At 65.3% G+C, this 16,810-nt stretch carries 19 protein-coding genes; 14 read left to right on the plus strand and 5 right to left on the minus strand.

Annotated features, from left to right (window positions below):
• Nucleotide 1 precedes the first annotated feature (1 nt).
• Nucleotides 2-1,390: an ATP-binding protein gene (locus ACM43_RS06555; RefSeq protein WP_025033840.1), complete on the plus strand. Its 1,389-nt coding sequence runs from the start codon at nucleotides 2-4 to the stop codon at nucleotides 1,388-1,390.
• Nucleotides 1,391-1,457: 67 nt separating this feature from the next.
• Here ACM43_RS06555 and ACM43_RS06560 read toward each other — a convergent pair whose 3' ends face one another.
• Both ACM43_RS06560 and ACM43_RS06565 read right to left on the minus strand, forming a co-directional pair.
• Complete coding sequence (locus tag ACM43_RS06560; RefSeq protein ID WP_271539048.1) at nucleotides 1,458-1,988, minus strand: DUF3617 domain-containing protein; 531 nt, start codon at nucleotides 1,986-1,988, stop codon at nucleotides 1,458-1,460.
• Nucleotides 1,989-2,032: 44 nt separating this feature from the next.
• Entirely contained in the window at nucleotides 2,033-2,329 is a 297-nt protein-coding gene (locus ACM43_RS06565) for a hypothetical protein (RefSeq protein ID WP_271539050.1), read from the minus strand.
• A gap of 234 nt (nucleotides 2,330-2,563) precedes the next feature.
• Here ACM43_RS06565 and ACM43_RS06570 point away from each other — a divergent pair, with 234 nt between their 5' ends.
• The 4 genes from ACM43_RS06570 to ACM43_RS06585 all read left to right on the plus strand — a co-directional run bounded on the left by ACM43_RS06570 (nucleotide 2,564) and on the right by ACM43_RS06585 (nucleotide 5,343).
• The gene (locus tag ACM43_RS06570; protein WP_246732434.1) at nucleotides 2,564-2,974 is read left to right on the plus strand and encodes a hypothetical protein; all 411 of its coding nucleotides are present in this window, start codon (nucleotides 2,564-2,566) and stop codon (nucleotides 2,972-2,974) included.
• Between the two features lie 122 nt (nucleotides 2,975-3,096).
• Nucleotides 3,097-3,789 carry a ribonuclease T2 gene (locus ACM43_RS06575; protein ID WP_271539052.1) on the plus strand — a complete coding sequence of 231 codons (693 nt, stop codon included), beginning with the start codon at nucleotides 3,097-3,099 and terminating at the stop codon, nucleotides 3,787-3,789.
• 186 nt (nucleotides 3,790-3,975) lie between these two features.
• Nucleotides 3,976-4,836, plus strand: coding sequence for a 23S rRNA (adenine(2030)-N(6))-methyltransferase RlmJ (locus tag ACM43_RS06580; protein WP_036040013.1), 861 nt, complete (start codon nucleotides 3,976-3,978; stop codon nucleotides 4,834-4,836).
• A gap of 291 nt (nucleotides 4,837-5,127) precedes the next feature.
• Nucleotides 5,128-5,343 (plus strand): cold-shock protein, encoded by a 216-nt coding sequence (locus ACM43_RS06585; protein ID WP_008544396.1) that lies wholly within the window; start codon nucleotides 5,128-5,130, stop codon nucleotides 5,341-5,343.
• 69 nt (nucleotides 5,344-5,412) lie between these two features.
• Here the strand turns inward: ACM43_RS06585 and ACM43_RS06590 are convergent, their stop codons facing one another.
• Complete coding sequence (locus ACM43_RS06590; RefSeq protein ID WP_225186194.1) at nucleotides 5,413-6,036, minus strand: outer membrane protein; 624 nt, start codon at nucleotides 6,034-6,036, stop codon at nucleotides 5,413-5,415.
• Between the two features lie 250 nt (nucleotides 6,037-6,286).
• Between ACM43_RS06590 and uvrC the strand changes: the two genes are divergently transcribed.
• The 7 genes from uvrC to ACM43_RS06625 all read left to right on the plus strand — a co-directional run bounded on the left by uvrC (nucleotide 6,287) and on the right by ACM43_RS06625 (nucleotide 12,547).
• Entirely contained in the window at nucleotides 6,287-8,347 is a 2,061-nt protein-coding gene (uvrC, locus tag ACM43_RS06595; RefSeq protein WP_271539056.1) for an excinuclease ABC subunit UvrC, read from the plus strand.
• Nucleotides 8,348-8,444: 97 nt separating this feature from the next.
• The gene (gene pgsA, locus ACM43_RS06600) at nucleotides 8,445-9,062 is read left to right on the plus strand and encodes a CDP-diacylglycerol--glycerol-3-phosphate 3-phosphatidyltransferase (RefSeq protein ID WP_128264816.1); all 618 of its coding nucleotides are present in this window, start codon (nucleotides 8,445-8,447) and stop codon (nucleotides 9,060-9,062) included.
• A complete protein-coding gene (gene moaD / locus ACM43_RS06605; RefSeq protein WP_271539059.1) occupies nucleotides 9,059-9,310 on the plus strand; it encodes a molybdopterin converting factor subunit 1 in 252 nt (83 codons plus the stop codon). Before pgsA ends, moaD begins: the two co-directional genes overlap by 4 nt.
• Nucleotides 9,311-9,314: 4 nt before the next feature.
• Complete coding sequence (locus tag ACM43_RS06610) at nucleotides 9,315-9,782, plus strand: molybdenum cofactor biosynthesis protein MoaE (protein WP_271539061.1); 468 nt, start codon at nucleotides 9,315-9,317, stop codon at nucleotides 9,780-9,782.
• Nucleotides 9,782-10,741, plus strand: a complete 960-nt coding sequence (gene prmB, locus ACM43_RS06615; RefSeq protein WP_271539063.1) for a 50S ribosomal protein L3 N(5)-glutamine methyltransferase — start codon at nucleotides 9,782-9,784, stop codon at nucleotides 10,739-10,741. Before ACM43_RS06610 ends, prmB begins: the two co-directional genes overlap by 1 nt.
• Before the next feature lie 91 nt (nucleotides 10,742-10,832).
• Nucleotides 10,833-11,417 carry a phage holin family protein gene (locus ACM43_RS06620; protein ID WP_057027666.1) on the plus strand — a complete coding sequence of 195 codons (585 nt, stop codon included), beginning with the start codon at nucleotides 10,833-10,835 and terminating at the stop codon, nucleotides 11,415-11,417.
• Entirely contained in the window at nucleotides 11,417-12,547 is a 1,131-nt protein-coding gene (locus ACM43_RS06625; protein ID WP_157286517.1) for a YihY/virulence factor BrkB family protein, read from the plus strand. Before ACM43_RS06620 ends, ACM43_RS06625 begins: the two co-directional genes overlap by 1 nt.
• Nucleotides 12,548-12,594: 47 nt before the next feature.
• On the opposite strand, the gene ACM43_RS06630 is transcribed toward ACM43_RS06625, so the two are convergent.
• Nucleotides 12,595-13,434 carry a class I SAM-dependent methyltransferase gene (locus ACM43_RS06630; RefSeq protein WP_271539066.1) on the minus strand — a complete coding sequence of 280 codons (840 nt, stop codon included), beginning with the start codon at nucleotides 13,432-13,434 and terminating at the stop codon, nucleotides 12,595-12,597.
• Nucleotides 13,435-13,732: 298 nt separating this feature from the next.
• Here ACM43_RS06630 and ACM43_RS06635 point away from each other — a divergent pair, with 298 nt between their 5' ends.
• Both ACM43_RS06635 and ACM43_RS06640 read left to right on the plus strand, forming a co-directional pair.
• A complete protein-coding gene (locus ACM43_RS06635; RefSeq protein WP_271539069.1) occupies nucleotides 13,733-15,211 on the plus strand; it encodes an EAL domain-containing protein in 1,479 nt (492 codons plus the stop codon).
• 15 nt (nucleotides 15,212-15,226) lie between these two features.
• The gene (locus ACM43_RS06640; RefSeq protein ID WP_271539071.1) at nucleotides 15,227-16,081 is read left to right on the plus strand and encodes a TIGR01459 family HAD-type hydrolase; all 855 of its coding nucleotides are present in this window, start codon (nucleotides 15,227-15,229) and stop codon (nucleotides 16,079-16,081) included.
• Between the two features lie 211 nt (nucleotides 16,082-16,292).
• On the opposite strand, the gene ACM43_RS06645 is transcribed toward ACM43_RS06640, so the two are convergent.
• Entirely contained in the window at nucleotides 16,293-16,688 is a 396-nt protein-coding gene (locus ACM43_RS06645) for a response regulator (RefSeq protein ID WP_008567674.1), read from the minus strand.
• Nucleotides 16,689-16,810: the final 122 nt, after the last annotated feature.

Here is a 16,810-nt window from a genome sequence, read left to right on the forward strand (position 1 = left end):
GATGAGCACGATCGATACCGGCCTGACGCTTCTGAAGAGCGCCGCCGGCCGCGTCTCGGCCGCCAACGGCTGGATGGGCAACGCGTTCAAGGGCTGGATGCCGACCGGCCTCTACGCCCGCGCGCTCCTCATCATGATCGTGCCGATGGTGATCCTGCAATCGGTCGTCGCCTTCGTGTTCATGGAGCGGCACTGGAACACGGTCACGCGCCGCCTGTCGGCCGCGGTGGTGCAGGACATCGCCGCACTCATCGACGTCTACAAGGGCTATCCGCAGGACAAGGACCGCAACGAGATCCGCCGCATCGCGCAGCAGCGGCTCGGCCTGGTGGTCGATTTCCTGCCTGCCGGCGACATGCCGCCGCCGGGACCAAAGCCGTTCTTCTCGCTGCTCGACCAGACGCTGTCGGTGCAGCTCGGCCGCCAGATCGGCCGCTCGTTCTGGATCGACACGGTCGGCCGCTCCAACCTGGTCGAGATCCGCATCCAGCTCGACGACGCCGTGATGCGCGTGTTCGCGCAGCGCAGCGCCGCCTATGCCTCGAACTCGGAGATCTTCCTGTTCTGGATGGTCGGCACGTCCTCGATCCTGTTGATCGTCGCGGTGCTGTTCCTGCGCAACCAGATCAAGCCGATCCTGCGGCTTGCCGACGCCGCAGAAAGCTTCGGCAAGGGCCGCGAGGCGCCGAACTTCAGACCGCGCGGCGCGCGCGAGGTGCGGCGCGCGGCGGTCGCCTTCCTGGAGATGAAGTCGCGCATCGAGCGCACGATGGAGCAGCGCACCGCGATGCTCGCCGGCGTCAGCCACGATCTGCGCACCATCCTGACCCGCTTCAAGCTCGAGCTGGCACTGATCGGCGACAGTCCCGAGCTCGAGGGCATGCGCAAGGACGTCGACGAGATGTCGATGATGCTGGAGGATTACCTCGCCTTCGCGCGCGGCGATTCCGGCGAACAGTCGCAGCCGACCGATATGGCGCAGGCACTCGAAGAGCTGCGCAGCGATGCCGAACGCCACGGCCATACCGCGACCGTCGCCTTCAACGGCCTGCCCGTGGTGACGGTGAAGCCGGCTTCGTTCAAGCGCTGCCTCGCCAACCTCGTCACCAACGCAGCGCGCTACGGCAAGAACATCGCCATCACCGGCCAGCGCGATCACCGTTATTTGACCGTCACCGTCGATGACGACGGCCCGGGCATTCCCGCCCACTTGCGCGAAGAGGTGTTCAAGCCGTTCCTGCGGCTGGACAACGCCCGCAACCAGGATGAAGGCGGCACCGGCCTTGGCCTCGCGATCGCCCGCGACATCGCCCGCTCGCACGGCGGCGACATCACGCTGGGTGACAGCCCGATGGGGGGATTGAGGGCGAGCGTGCGGATACCGGTGTAGGTGGCTTACTCCACCTCTCCCCGCAAGAACGGGGCGAGGGAGCGCACCGACCGCGCGGCGAGCACACCTACTTCGGCAGCAGCGCCTTCAGCTTGTCCATGTCGCGCGTGTTCATCTTGAAGCCGCCGGGCATGACGATGTCACCGGGCTTCTGATCCGGCTTGCAGGCCCCGAGCCACTTGGCCTGCAGCGTCGTGGTGCTATCGCGCCCGGCCGTGCCGGCAACGCCGCCTTTGGCGTGCGAAGTGGTCTTCACCGTGTAGGCCGAGTTGAAGTCGCCGGTGATCTCGGCATGCGAGGTCGTGCTGACGCCGGCGACGCTGCACTCGGAATCGCTGACATAGCCGGTCGCGGTCTTCTTGATCTCCTGCTTGGCGCAGATCTGCTTGGCCATCGGGGAGACGTTGTTGCTCATCTCCTTGTCGACGGTCTCGTCGGTGCAGTGCTGCATGGTCATCTCGGGCACGGGCGAGCCCGATGTGACCAGCTTCATCTCCCAAAGTCCGGCCTTGCGCAGCGGCAGTTCGTCGGCGCCGGCGCTGCTCGCTGACAATGCGAGGCAAAGCATCGAGCCGAGCAAAGCGAGTTTGCGCGTCATGAGGAAAGCTCCCGGCTGAGAGAAGTACGGCCTTGCGACAGCGCTCAGTACAGCGTGCGGATCGGCCGGTCGGCGGCGCCATAGGGCACCCAGCGGCACGAGAACGAGATGTAGCCGCCCTCATAGCCCTGCACGGCCAGGAATTTCGCGACCTTGCCGTAGCGGGCGCAGTGATCGACCGCGACCTGGCGCGCATCGACCCGGGTCGCCATCGAATAGGCGATGATGCCGCCGGTGTCGTTGCCCTTGAACGGCGGCACGTAATCGGCGCGCGCCGACTGGCTCGCCATGCCCGAGACAATCAGACTGGCAAGAAGGCCCGCGGCCGCAATGATTCGCATTCCCGTCACTCCAATTGGCTGGCGCCAGTCTACGGTGCCGGGAGGCACCTGAAAAGAACCGAACCCCTGTTGGCCGCGACACTTGGTCAAGTCCTTGCGAAGTGTTGCCGCGCTGCACTTGACCTCCCCCAACCTTCGCGGCACCGTCCGGCCTTCGCAAGACCTTAGCTGTCCGGATTGACCATGCCCGCCCCCTCCCAGAAATCGCTCCGCTTTGCTGCCGTGCTCGGTCTCATGTTCGGAGCGCTGTCGCTCGGCGAGGCCAGGGCCGCCAACCCGCTGGAGCTGAATTTCTGGCTGAGTGGGCCGCGCTATGACGGTGCCGTCGCCCCTTGCGACTGGGCTCTGCCGAGGATCGTGCACGAGTTCGCCGAAAAGGAATACACGTTCTGGAATTCTTCGTTGCAGATCACCGGTTTCTCCGCCGTTCGCGAGACCGCGTTCCGGCCCTGGCAGTCTGACAACATTCCGCGCCGCTATTGCACCGGTGAGGCCATGCTCAATGACGGCAAGGCGCGCAAGGTGCATTTCTCGATCATCGAGGATGGCGGCTTTGCCTCCTACGGCAACGGTGTCGAATGGTGCGTCGTTGGAGTGGATCGCAACTGGGCCTACAATCCGGCCTGCCGCGCCGCCAAGCCCTGACCCCAACAGCGGCGGATTCGGGCTGATCAGCCAGCCGATGACTGCCGCCCCAATTTTGTTCTTGAAATGTTCCCATCGCCTGCTAGGCTTGTGTGTGCACAGTCTAGTTGAGGGGCGTCGCCATGTTTCACTTCAGATTGCGTTCGTTGTCCCGTTTGATGATCTCGCTCACTCTTGCTGCGGGGTTGGCCACCCTCGCGGGCGGTGCGAAGGCGCAGGACAAGCGGCAGAACGCACCCGGCGAGTTCGACTTCTATGTGCTGGCGCTATCGTGGTCGCCCTCGTTCTGCGAGGAGGCCGCCGAACGCGGCGGACGGTCCCAGATGCAATGCAGCGGACGGCCCTACGCCTTCGTGGTGCATGGGCTGTGGCCGCAATATGAAAACGGCTTCCCCGAATATTGCCAGCGGCCGGCGCCGCGGCTGAACCGCAATATCGTTTCCTCGATGCTCGACCTGATGCCAGCGCCGGGCCTGATCTTCAACGAATGGGACAAGCACGGCACCTGCTCCGGGCTCGAGGGCCGCGGCTATTTCGAGATGATCCGCAAGGCGCGCGCTGCGATCAAGATCCCGCCCGAATATCTCGATCTGGCGCAGGCCAAGACCGTCGCGCCCGCGGAGGTCGAGGAGGCCTTCATCAAGGCCAATCCGGGTCTCAGCAGTGCCGCCGTCTCGGTCACCTGCAACCGGACACGGCTGTCAGAGGTCCGCATCTGCCTCAGCAAGGACCTGCAATTCCGCGCCTGCGACGAGATCGAGCGCCGCGCCTGCCGCCGCGACCAGGTGACGATGCCGCCGATCAGGGGCGGGTAGGCACGCTCTCGTGCCCCGGATGCAGCGCAATGCGCCGCGAACAGCGGCGTGGTGCGCTGCTGATCCGGGGCCTTTCGCGAAGAGCTGGGTCCCGGCTCAGCGGCGCAGCGTTACACGCTGCACCGCGTCCGGGACACGTGATCGTGCCTCTTTGCTCAAGCCATCGCGTGGCGTAGTGCTCTTGCCATGAACTACCGCCACGCTTTCCACGCCGGCAGCTTCGCCGATGTCATCAAGCACATCGTGCTGGCGCGCATCCTCACTTATCTGCAGGACAAGCCGGCAGCGTTCCGCGTCATCGACACCCATGCCGGCGCCGGCCTCTACGATCTCGACAGCGACGAGGCGCGCCGCGGCGGCGAATGGCTGACCGGCATCGCGCGGCTGCTGCAGGCGCGCCTGTCGAACGAGAGCGCAGCGCTGACGAAGCCCTATCTCGACATCGTCCGCGCCTTCAATCCGAAGGGGGAGCTCAAGGCCTATCCGGGCTCGCCGTTGATCGCGCGCGGCCTGCTCAGGCCGCAGGACCGGCTCGTCGCCTGCGAGCTCGAGCCGAAGGCCCGGAAAGCGCTGATCGATGCGCTGCGCCGCGACGAGCAGGCCCGCGTAGTCGATCTCGACGGCTGGGTGGCGCTGCCGGCCTTCGTGCCGCCGAAGGAGCGGCGTGGCCTCGTGCTGATCGATCCGCCCTTCGAGGCCAAGGACGAGTTCGAGCGGCTCGGCGAAGCCTTCTCGGCAGCGTTCGCGAAATGGCCGACCGGTATCTACGTAATCTGGTATCCCGCCAAGAACCGGCGCGCCACCGACACGCTGGCACAAACCGTGGCGCGGCTCGCAGCTGCAGCAAAGCCGCCCGGAAAATGCCTGCGCCTCGAATTCAGCGTCGCGCCGCAAGCCGACAGCGCCGCCCTCACCTCCACCGGTCTCTTGATCGTCAACCCGCCCTACACGCTGCACGGCGAGCTCAAGACCATTCTGCCGGAGCTGGAAATACCGCTCGGCCAGGGCGGTGCTGCCAGATTCCGGCTGGAGGTGCCCAAGCCTTGACGCCAAGCATTGACGCCAAGCCGTAACGCCAAGCCGTAACACTCCGGCATTCTTGGGAAAAATATGCAGGACCGGTAGTCAATCTGCAAAGAACCGTATTATGCTATTTCCGTGACTGGCTTTACGTTCCGCTTCCGCGAATGGTTGCGGCGGAGTGAAGGCCCTAAGAAAGATCCCGCCGGACCGATCAGGTCCGTCCAAGGATGGCCAGCTCCCGGGCTCCGTAAGGCCCGGTCATGTCGCGACGTGAGTCTGCGTCGCGACGGAGGAGCAATGAGGGGGAGTTTCCCGATGGCCATGACGGGAACGGTCAAGTTCTTCAACGGCGAGCGCGGCTACGGCTTCATCAAGCCTGACGACGGCGGTCGCGATGTCTTCGTTCACATCACTGCTGTGGAGCGGGCGGGACTGAAGGACCTTGCCGAAGGACAGCGTATTACTTTCGAAGTCGAACCGGACAAGAAGGGGAAGGGACCGAAGGCGGTCAATCTGGTGATCCTCTCCTAGCAAGCCTGGCGAAAAAAATCCCGGCCGCGAGCGGCCGGGAGGCTGGTCCGGTATTTTCTTCTTTGGATGTCAGAAGCGATAGTTCACGCCTGCGCGGACAACGTTGGCGCTATAGCCGTTTGACACGCCCGTGATTGCGAACTGGCTGGTCGAGAGATCGATGTAGAGATATTCGAGCTTGGCGCTCCAGTTCGGCGCGAGGCCGACTTCCGCACCGGCGCCGATGGTCCAGCCGGCGGTGGTGTGCGACTCAGACCAGCCGAAGGTCTGCGCCCGCAGCTCGCCGAAGGCGAGACCGGCAGTGCCGTAGAACAGCACGTTGTTGAACGCATAGCCGGCGCGGCCGCGCAGGGTGCCGAACCACGGATTGGAGAACTTCCACGGCGCGAACGTGTCGTCGGCGCCGGCGGCCTGGATGTCGCCCTCGACGCCGAACACCCACGGGCCGTTCTGGAAATTGTAGCCGGCCTGCACACCGGCGACGAAGCCGGACGGCTTGGTGGGGTTGTTGTCGACCGAGCCCCATTCGTAGCCGATATTGCCGCCGAGATAGGGACCCGCCCAGCTATAGGCATTGAGCGGCTGATTGACGGTATAGGGCGCACGCTGCCCGTATTGGAGATCGGCGGCCTCTGCCGAAGCTGTCCAGCCGGCTGCAACCAACGCGGCCGCGCCCACAACGAGCCTCTTCATCACTCACTCCAACGCCACTGTCGCAACCCGAGCGATGCCCGCGCCGCCGCACGAGCAAAACCGCATGGTTACGGAACCAAGAACTTTTCGCGTAGGATTTATCGAGAGTTTTAAGTTAAAGGGCTGTTAAGCCGGGTTACCGCCCGCTTAACAGACTTAAGGAAGCGTTACCGGAAACTGGGCGCCATCCGCTGTGCGTGCCGCATGGCCGGAACTTCAAATCAGTCCCCCCAGCGCCTAAATTCGTCCCATGGTTCACGATTCCCCCGACAATCCGGACGACCGCGCGCGCAAGGCGCCGCCGGCTCAAGCGATCGACACGCCGCCCGAGCGGCTGGCCGGGCCGGACGTCGATCCCGCGGCGGCAGGGGGCGACGACGAGGACGATGCCCTGCTGCCGGACATCCTGGAAGAGAGCGGCGCCGTCGGCGAAGGCCCGCTCGCGACCGGTCACGAGGCAATCGAGCGCGCGGTCCGCCTCGCACCGACCTCGCCTGGCGTCTATCGTATGCTCAATGCGAACGCCGACGTGCTGTATGTCGGCAAGGCCAAGAACGTCAAAAAGCGCCTGGCCAGTTATGCGCGCCAGAGTGCGCCGCTGCCGGCCCGCATCCTGCGCATGATCGCGGCCACCGTCACCGTGGAGATCGTCTCGACCACGACCGAGACCGAGGCGCTGCTGCTGGAAGCCAACCTGATCAAGCAGCTGCGGCCGCGCTTCAACGTGCAGCTTCGCGACGACAAGTCGTTCCCCTACATCCTGATCACCGGCGACCATTGGGCGCCGCAGATCCTGAAACATCGCGGTGCGCAGACCCGGCCCGGGCGCTATTTCGGCCCGTTTGCCTCCGCCGGCGCGGTCAACCGCACAATCACGGCGCTGCAGCGCGCGTTCTTGATCCGCTCCTGCACCGATTCCTTCTTTGAGAGCCGCACCCGGCCCTGCCTGCTCCACCAGATCCGCCGCTGCGCCGGACCCTGCACCCGGGAGATCGATTTCGGCGGCTATTCGACGCTGGTGCGCGAGGCCAGCGACTTCCTCTCCGGCAAGAGTCATGCGGTGAAGCAGGAACTCGCCGGCGAGATGGAGAAGGCCTCGAACGAGCTGGAATTCGAGCGCGCCGCACTGTACCGCGACCGCCTCGCCGCGCTGTCGGCGATCCAGTCGCAGCAGGGCATCAATCCGCGCACGGTGGAGGAAGCCGACGTGTTCGCCATCCACCAGGAGGGTGGCTTCTCCTGCGTCGAGGTGTTCTTCTTTCGCACCGGACAGAACTGGGGCAACCGCGCCTATTTTCCGCGCGCGGAGAAGAGCTTTACGCCGGAGGAGGTGCTGGGGTCCTTCCTGGCGCAGTTCTACGACGACAAGCCGCCGCCGAGGAACATCCTGCTCTCGCACGATATCGAGGAGAGCGAGCTGCTCGCCAACGCGCTATCGATCAAGGCTGGCCACAAGGTCGAGGTCACCGCGCCCAAGCGCGGCGAGAAGAAGGAGCTGGTCACCCACGCGCTGACCAATGCGCGCGAGGCGCTCGGCCGCAAGCTCGCGGACACCGCAACGCAAAGCCGGCTGCTCGAGGCCATGGCCGCGACGCTGAGCCTGCCGCACGTGCCCAAGCGCATCGAGGTCTACGACAACAGCCACATCCAGGGCACCAACGCGGTCGGCGCCATGATCGTCGCGGGCCCAGATGGCTTCGTGAAGAACCAGTACCGCAAGTTCAACATCAAGTCGGAAGGGATCACGCCCGGCGACGACTTCGCCATGATGCGCGAAGTGCTGGAGCGCCGCTTCAAGCGCCTGATCAATCCGCCCGAGGACGCCGCCAGCAAGGCCAAGGACGACGATTTCCCGCAATGGCCCGACCTCGTGATCATCGACGGCGGCCGCGGCCAGCTCAATGCCGTGCGCGAGATCTTCGCCAATCTCGGCCTGACCCAGGTGTCGCTGATGTCGGTCGCCAAGGGACCGGACCGGGATGCCGGCCGCGAGACCCTGTTCATGCCGGAGCGCGAGGCGATCAAGCTGGAGCCACGTGATCCCGTGCTCTATTTCATCCAGCGCCTGCGCGACGAAGCCCACCGCTTCGTCATCGGCTCGCACCGCAAGCTGCGCAAGAAGGACATCCGCGAGGCTGGTTTGCAGGAGATTCCGGGCATCGGCCCGTCACGCAAACGTGCCTTGCTGCACCATTTCGGAACCCTGAAGGAGATCGAACGGGCCTCGATCGCCGATCTCGGCAAGGTTCCGGGGGTGAGCGCCGAGAGTGCGCGCAGGATTTTCGAATATTTCCATCCCCAGCCGGGATGAACTAAAGGGGGACCGCAGTCATATGATCGTCGTGTCCGCACCTCATTTGGGGCGCGGGACGGTTGACGTTCAGGCAGCAGCGGTATTGGTAGGACGGATGAACATCGCCACCACACGAGGGACGACCAGCCGCGCGATGTCCCTCCCCAACATCCTGACCTATGGCCGGATCGCCGCGATCCCGGTCGTGGTCGGATGCATCTATGCGCAGTCGATTCTGGATCAGCCGCTCTGGCTGCGCTGGCTCGCGGTCGCCATTTTCATTGCCGCAGGGGTGACCGATTACCTCGACGGCTATTACGCGCGGATCTGGAATCAGCAATCGGCTTTCGGCCGCATGCTCGATCCGATCGCCGACAAGCTGCTGGTCGCCTCCTGCCTGTTGATGCTGGCCGCGGACGGCATCATCCACGGCTGGTCGCTATGGGCCGCCATCGTGATCCTGTGCCGCGAGATCCTGGTCTCGGGCCTGCGCGAATATCTGGCTGCGCTCCGTGTCAGCGTGCCCGTGACCAAGCTTGCGAAGTGGAAAACCACGGTCCAGCTGGTTGCGATCGGCTTCCTGATCGCCGGCCCAGCCGGCGATCAGGTGGTGCCGGTGGTCTCGATGATTGGGCTCGCACTGCTGTGGGCTTCGGCGATCCTCACCATGTACACCGGCTACGACTATTTCCGCGCCGGCATCCATCACCTCATTAAGGAGGACGAGGGATGAAGGTGAAGTATTTCGCCTGGGTACGCGAGCGCGTCGGCAAGGCCGAAGAGACGATCGAGCCTCCCGCGAGCGTGCGCACCGTCGAGGAGCTGATCGCCTGGCTCTCCGGCCAGAGCGAAGCCTATGCGCACGCGTTCGAGAAGCCGAAGGTGATCCGCGCCGCGATCGACCGCGCTCACGTCAAGCAGGACACCGCCATCGCAGGCGCCCGCGAGATCGCGTTCTTCCCGCCCATGACCGGCGGCTAGCCTCATGACCTGCCCCGTCACCATCCGTATCCAGGAAGACGATTTCGACATCGCGCGCGAGATCTCGGTCCTGACGAGCAGCCGGACCGATATCGGCGCTGTGGTGACATTTTCCGGCATCTGCCGCGCCGACGATGACAGCGCCAAGGTCGCCGCGCTGACGCTCGAACATTACCCCGGCATGGCGGAGGAAGAGATCAGGCGCCACGCTGACGAGGCCGTCTCGCGCTGGCCGCTCAACGGCATCACGGTGATCCACCGCGTCGGCCGCTTGATGCCGGGCCAGAACATCGTGCTGGTGGTGACCGCCTCGCAGCATCGACAGGCGGCGTTCGAGGCGGCCGAGTTCCTGATGGACTATCTCAAGACCAGCGCACCGTTCTGGAAGAAGGAAGAGAGCGCCACCGGCACCGGCTGGGTCGAGGCCCACGCCCGTGACGACGAAGCCGCCACACGCTGGACCAAATCCTGATGGCTAAGCCAACGAAAAAGACCGCGCGCGGCCGCGCCGCGCCTGACCTCGCCAAGGTGGGACCCGGCGAGCTTCTCACGCTGCTCGACTTCGTCCGCTACGCGGTGAGCCGCTTCGTCGAGGCGAAGCTCGCCTTTGCCCACGGCACGACCGACCCCGTCTCTGAAGCCGCGTTCCTGGTCTGCGAGGCGCTGCATCTCAATCCCGACCAGTTCGAGATCTTCGCCAACGCGCGCGTCAGCGCCGCGGAAGGCAAGACCCTCCTCGATCTCATCCATCAGCGCGTCACGACGCGCAAACCGGCCGCCTATCTCGTCAACAAGATCTACATGCGCGGCCTCTCGTTCTATGTCGACGAGCGCGTCATCGTTCCGCGCTCCTTCATCGGCGAGCTCCTGGAGTCGCATTTCGGCGCCGACGGCGAGGCCGGATCGCTGATCGACGACCCGACGGCGGTCAAGCGCGTGCTCGATCTCTGCACGGGCTCGGGATGCCTTGCGATCCTCGCCGCGCATCATTTCCCGAACGCCAATATCGACGCCGTCGACATCTCCAAGGGCGCACTCGAGGTCGCGGCACGCAATGTCGGCGAATATGGGCTCGAGGACCGCATCAGCCTCCATCGCGGCGACCTTTTCGCCCCGCTCGGCGGCAACAGATATGACCTGATCATCACCAACCCGCCCTATGTCGACGCCGAGGGCATGGCGGCATTGCCGCCGGAGTGCCGGGCCGAGCCAAAGCTCGCCTTCGATGGTGGCGCCGACGGTCTCGACGTGGTGCGCCGTATCCTGCGCGATGCGCCCGATCACCTGACGGCGGATGGCGGGCTAATTTGCGAGATTGGCCGCGGCCGCGAGCTGGTCGACGCGGCTTTCCCGGAACTGCCGCTGCTCTGGCTGGACACCGAAGATTCCGAGGGCGAGGTGTTCTGGATCGCAGCCGCCGATCTCGGCTGATTCATCGCGGCCGATCACGCTCCGTCGGAACAAGTCAAATATCGCCACGTTCATCCCCCGACGAATTTTCTAGTCCTTGGAGGATGTCCGCATGCTCGCGCCATCGGGCGAATTGCTGCGCGCCGGGATGGCGCTCAAGCTCAATCACGTCAAACGCGCTGCTCAATCCTATCTGCGCGACCAGACCAGCCAGGCAACCGGCAAGGTGACATCCTACGCCGTGGCCGGCGGGCTGTTCGCGGTCGCCGGCCTGTTCGTTGTCGCGGCATTTTTCGTTGGCCTGATCGCCTTGTACCGCTGGGTCGGGATCACCTACGGGCAGTTCTGGGGATTTGGCGCCGTCGCCGCAGTGCTGCTGGTGCTGGCTGCGGTCTGTGCCGGGGTGGCTATGGCCCAGATGAAACGCAAGGCCAAGCCGGTCGTGCCGCTCGCGAGCCGTCTGCGCGTGGCGGTCGCCACGCCCCGGATCCCGCGTGGAACGGTCAAGGAGGCGGTGAAGGAGGTCGCAACGACGATTCCCCTCGCGCCGCTCGCACCGGGCGAGCGCGGCGGCATCAAGACCTGGCCGGCCCGCGCCAACCGTCCCGTGCAGCTGGGCCTGATGCTCGCGGCGGTCGGCCTGGTCGGGCTGACTGCCGCCCGGCGGCGACGCAACAGGCACAGTCTGGAGGCGTGATGCTGGCGCGGCGCTCCGATCAGATCGACTCCTGGTTGCTGGTGGCGGCAACGGCCGTGTTCGTGCTGACGGCGGAGCGCTACTTTCAGGATTCCGGCCTGGCGAGGCCGGGGCCTCCGCAAGACCACCGCAAGGGCGAAGCGAATTCCCCGGAAACTCACCCGGCCGGTGCGGCGATGCAGCCGGGCCGCGGCCGCCGGGCGAAAAGCCCGTTCGAGATCCCCTGGGCGGGCTGGAAGGACATTTTCTGGCGGACCTATCAGCGCATCGACGAGGATCGCCTGCTCGCGACCGCGGGCGGCGTCGTCTTCTTCGGGCTGCTCGCACTCTTCCCCGCAGTCACCGCGCTCGTCTCCTCCTATGCCCTGTTCGCCGATCCCGCCACGATCAGCGCCAATCTGCACACGCTTGCGACCATGCTGCCCGAGGGCTCGTTCCAGATCGTCGAGGAGCAGGTCGCGCGCGTGGTGTCGAACGGCAATGCGACGCTCGGCGTCACCTTCCTGGTCGGCCTGCTGCTTGCGATCTGGAGCGCCAATGCCGGCGTCAAGGCGATCTTCGACGCCCTCAACGTCGCCTATGAGGAGCGCGAGAAGCGCAGCTTCATCCGGCTGAACATGGTCTCGCTGGCCTTCACCGTTGGCGGCATCGTGGCGCTGCTGTTGATGGTGGGAGCCGTCGTCGCCTTCCCGCTTGCGCTCAATCATCTCGGCATGGCGCCCGAAAGCAAGCTGATCGTGGCGCTGGCACGATGGCCGCTGCTGTTCATCATCCTGCTGGTCGCACTCGCCATCCTCTATCGCTTCGCGCCGAGCCGCGATGCGCCGCGCTGGCAATGGTTGAGCCTCGGCGCCGTGATTGCCGCGATTCTCTGGATCGCGGGCTCTGCCCTGCTGTCCTGGTATCTCTCGGAATTCGCCAATTACAACGCGACCTACGGCTCGCTGGGCGCGGCGATCGGCCTGATGACGTGGATGTGGATGTCGGCGATCGTCATCATGTTCGGCGCCGAGCTGAATTCGGAGATCGAGCGGCAGACGCTGCGCGATACCACCACCGGGCGGGCGAAGCCGCTCGGCACCCGGGACGCCGTCTCCGCCGACACGGTCGGCGCCACCGCGCCATTTTGATCGGTGGCGGTCGGGCCGAAGCTGGCCCGACCGCATCCCGGGCGCGATCAGCGCTTGGTAATCACGGCTTCCAGATATTCGCTGTGCACCACGATCGTGCCGTCATCGGCGTGGTTGAACTCTTCGAGCAGCGCCAGGAGATCGCGCGTCAGCGCGGCTTGCCCGTTCGCGTCGAGCGCGGCAAACGCCTTCAGCGTGGGGCCGTAGAAGGTCTTGAAGATGTCGAGCCAGTGGTCCGGCGACCGATAGCGGAACACGAACATGCGCGGCTCGGCGGCGATCTCCGCGGCCACGCCGCCGAACATCTCCTCGAGCCGTGCCGGTGTCCCCCACATGGCGGGCGATTTCACCCCGGCCGGCGGCGGCAAATGCTTGCCGATGGTCTTGAACAGCTGGCCGATAAAACCTTGCGGCGTCCAGTTGGCAAGGCCGATCTTGCCGCCGGATCTGCAGACCCGCGCGAGCTCGGAAGCGGCCTTGTCCTGATCCGGTGTGAACATCACGCCGAAAGTCGAGAGCACGACGTCGAAGGCGGCATCCGCAAACGGCAGCGCCTCGGCATCCGCCTCGCGGAACTCAACAGTGAGGTGTTCGGCCATGGCGCGCTCGCGCCCGCGTTTGAGCAGCGCCGGTACGTAGTCGGTGGATGTGACGTCACACCAGCGCCGCGCCGCCGCCAGCGTCGCATTGCCGTTGCCGGCCGCGACGTCCAGCACCTTGCTGCCGGCGCGCAGGTCGATGGCCTCGCAGAGCTGTTCCCCGACGATCTGCAAGGTGGTGCCGACCACGGCATAATCGCCAGACGACCAGGCGCCGTGCTGGCGCTGCTTGACGGCGGCAAGATCGGGCTGGGGGGCGGCTGGCTTGAGCGCGGCGGATGTCGACATGGCAATCTCCTGCGGTTGAAAACGCCGGGACGATAGGGCGCATGCGGCGCGCTGGCCTTGAGGGCGGCATGATTTTCCGCTGAGAGCGTCTTGATTTCCGCACCTGAGCCGGCAGACGGGTAACGAAAGGCTTTGGGCGCGCGCGCCTGAATAGGCTCCGACACAGTCACTATCCCCTCGAATCAACAATGATGTTAGGCTCATCGATGCTTGGGGGAGCATGAGGCGTGACGAGGTCGAGCGCGACCCGTGTTTTCCCCGGGTGAGGCAGTCAGCTCTTAAAGGCATAACGCGCGGCATGATTCGCATTTCGACGATCTTCATCGCCATCTGCATGGTCCTGGTCGCGGCCTCGCTCGGGCTCGTACTCTATTCGGTCGCCGGCATCAGCGGAACGGAATCGGCGATCGTGGCGCTGACCGCGCTGACCTTCCTGATCCTCTACAACGCTGTGTCGATGCGGCTGCGCGACCGCAGCGACGTCGGCGGCCAGATCGCCGATCTCTCGCGCGGCACCACCGACCTCGCCCGCCAGGTGGCCGAGTTCGGCCGCCGGCTGGCTGCGGTCGAGAGCCGCATCGCCGCGTCCAATTCGACCAATTCCGACCGCATCCAGTCGGTCATCGGCGAGATCAACGAACTCGGCGGATTGGTCAGGCAGCTCGCCACCACCGTGGCAGCCCATGAGGATCTGCTCGCCGGCCACGCGCCGGCCCCCGCACCCGCCCCGGTTTCAAGGCCCGAGCCGGAAACGCCGATTGATCTGGCTGCCCCCTTCGAGGAGAAGCCGCTCGCTCCTCCTCCCCTTCCGCAGCCCCCGCCACGGCCGGCGCCGCCGACGGTGCAGGCCCAGGCCATCCCCCCGGTTCAGACCGCCAATGGGCGCAACCAGACCCAATTGCTGGCGACGCTGCGCAATGCAGTCGACGAGAACCGCATCGATATCTTCCTGCAGCCGATGGTGACGCTGCCGCAGCGCAAGGTGCGGTTCTACGAGGCGGTGACGCGCCTACGCGACGAGCGCGACCAGCTGATCGCCGCCGAGGAGTTCATCAGCATCGCGGAAGCCTCGGGGCTGATCGGGCGCATCGACAACATGGTGATGCTGCGCTGCGTGCAGGTGCTGCGGCGTCTGATGGTGCGCAACAAGGACGTCGGCGTGTTTTGCAACGTCGCGGCTTCCACGCTGGGCAATTCCACTACCTTCGCGCAATGCCTCGATTTCCTGGAAGCCAATCGCGCGCTGGCGCCCTCGCTGGTGCTGGAGTTCAAGCAGTCAACCTTCCGCAATCTCGGTCCCGTCGAGACCGAGAACCTCGCGGCGCTCGCCCAGCGCGGTTTCCGTTTCTCGATCGACCATGTCACGGATTTGCGCATCGAGCCGCGCGAGCTGGCCGATCGCGGGGTTCGCTTCATCAAGGTGCCGGCCGCGCTGCTGCTCGATCCCAAGCAGGCCTCCGCCTCCGACATCCACCCGTCCGACCTCTCCGACCTGCTCGGCCGCTTCGGCATCGACCTGATCGCCGAACGGATCGAAGGCGAGCGCGCCGTGGTCGACCTGCTCGACTATGACGTGCGTTTCGGCCAAGGGTTTCTGTTCGCACCGCCCCGGCCATTGCGGCCGGAGGGGGCATCTGCTACCGGCGGGGCCTCGCCGAACCAGGCGCAGGACATTCAGGGATCCAATGGCTCCGCCACACCCAGCTCAGGCGCGACCTCTTCGGCGCCTCCGCCCCAGCGCATCACCGGCAACGCAGCCCTCGCGCGCCGCATCTGATCGGCCGCGCACGTCATGACCGCGCTGCATTTTGCCGGAGGCCTGCGCGAGCTCGTGGGCGGTGTGGAGGTCGTGCTCAGCGATATCTGGGGCGTGGTCCATAACGGGCTGGAATCCTTCCCCGAGGCGTGCGAGGCGCTGCACACCTATCGCAGCCGCGGCGGTACGGTAATCCTGATCACCAATGCACCGCGCCCGGCCGACTCCGTGCAGCGGCAATTGCGCAAGCTCGGCGTCCCCGATGAGACCTATGACGCGATCGTATCTTCGGGCGACCTGACCCGGCTCTACGTCGCCGAGCATCCCGGCCGCAAGATGTTCTGGCTCGGCCCCGAGCGCGACAACTCGATCTATCGCGGCCTCGATGCGGTCACCGCGCCGCTGGAGCAAGCCGACTACATCGTCTGCACCGGCCTCTACGACGACGAGACCGAGACGGCGGAAGACTATCGCGGCATGATGCTGCAGGCGCGCGAGCGCAAGCTGACGCTGGTCTGCGCCAACCCCGACATCGTGGTGGAACGCGGCGACCGGTTGATCTACTGCGCCGGCGCCATCGCCGAGCTCTACCGCGAGCTCGGCGGCGAGGTGATCTTCTACGGCAAGCCGCACCGGCCGATCTACGAACGCGCCATGGCGCTCGCCGGCGAACGCCAAGGCTACCAGATCGACCGGAAAAAGGTGCTGGCGATCGGCGATTCCGTCCGCACCGACTTAACCGGCGCCCGCGAATTCGGCATCGACTGCCTGTTCGTCACCCGCGGCATCCATGCCGAGGAGTTCGAGGGCCTCGACCAGCTCGACCCCAATTCGGTGATGGAGCTGTTCGGCCACCCGCCGAAGGCGCTGATGCGCGAATTGAAGTGGTGACGGCGGAGCGCGCGCAGCTGCAATGGGCTTAGAGGCAAGCCTCAGACGCCGTCATGGCCGGGCATAGCCGTCCGAAGGACGGCGTCGCTTGCGCTCGCCTATGACCCGGCCATCCACGTCTTCCTTTTTTTGCATCCAAGAACGTGGATGCCCGGGACAAGCCCGGGCATGACGTTCCAAACGGAAAATTGTTGTCCGGCGAAGAGCGCCCTTACGCGCTCGCCATGTCCGGGAAGACCGCCTCGATCTTGGTCTTCAGCGTCGCCGCATTGAACGGCTTGACGATGTAATTGTTCACGCCGGCCTTCTTGGCCGCGATCACGTTCTCGGTCTTCGATTCCGCGGTGATCATGATGAAGGGCGTGGTGGCGAGGTTCGGATCCGCGCGGACTTCGCGCAGGAGGTCGTAGCCCGTCATCGGCTCCATGTTCCAGTCGGAGATCACGAGCCCGTACTTCTTGCCGCGCATCTTGTTCAGCGCTGCCGAACCGTCGCTGGCATCATCGATGTTCTCGAAGCCAAGCTGCTTCAGCAGATTCCGGATGATACGGATCATGGTGCTGTAGTCATCCACCACCAGAACCGGCATCGACAAATCAACCGCCATCTCGACTCCCCCAACGCAAACCCAGGAATATTACGATCGGACCTGCCAGGCCGGCGCCCGGCAGTTCCACGCCTCAAGGACTAGCACCAAGGCCTTAAACAGCGCGTTAACTGCGGTCAGCT

The organism is Bradyrhizobium sp. CCBAU 45321 (genome assembly GCF_028128975.1).
GTDB lineage: Bacteria > Pseudomonadota > Alphaproteobacteria > Rhizobiales > Xanthobacteraceae > Bradyrhizobium > Bradyrhizobium yuanmingense.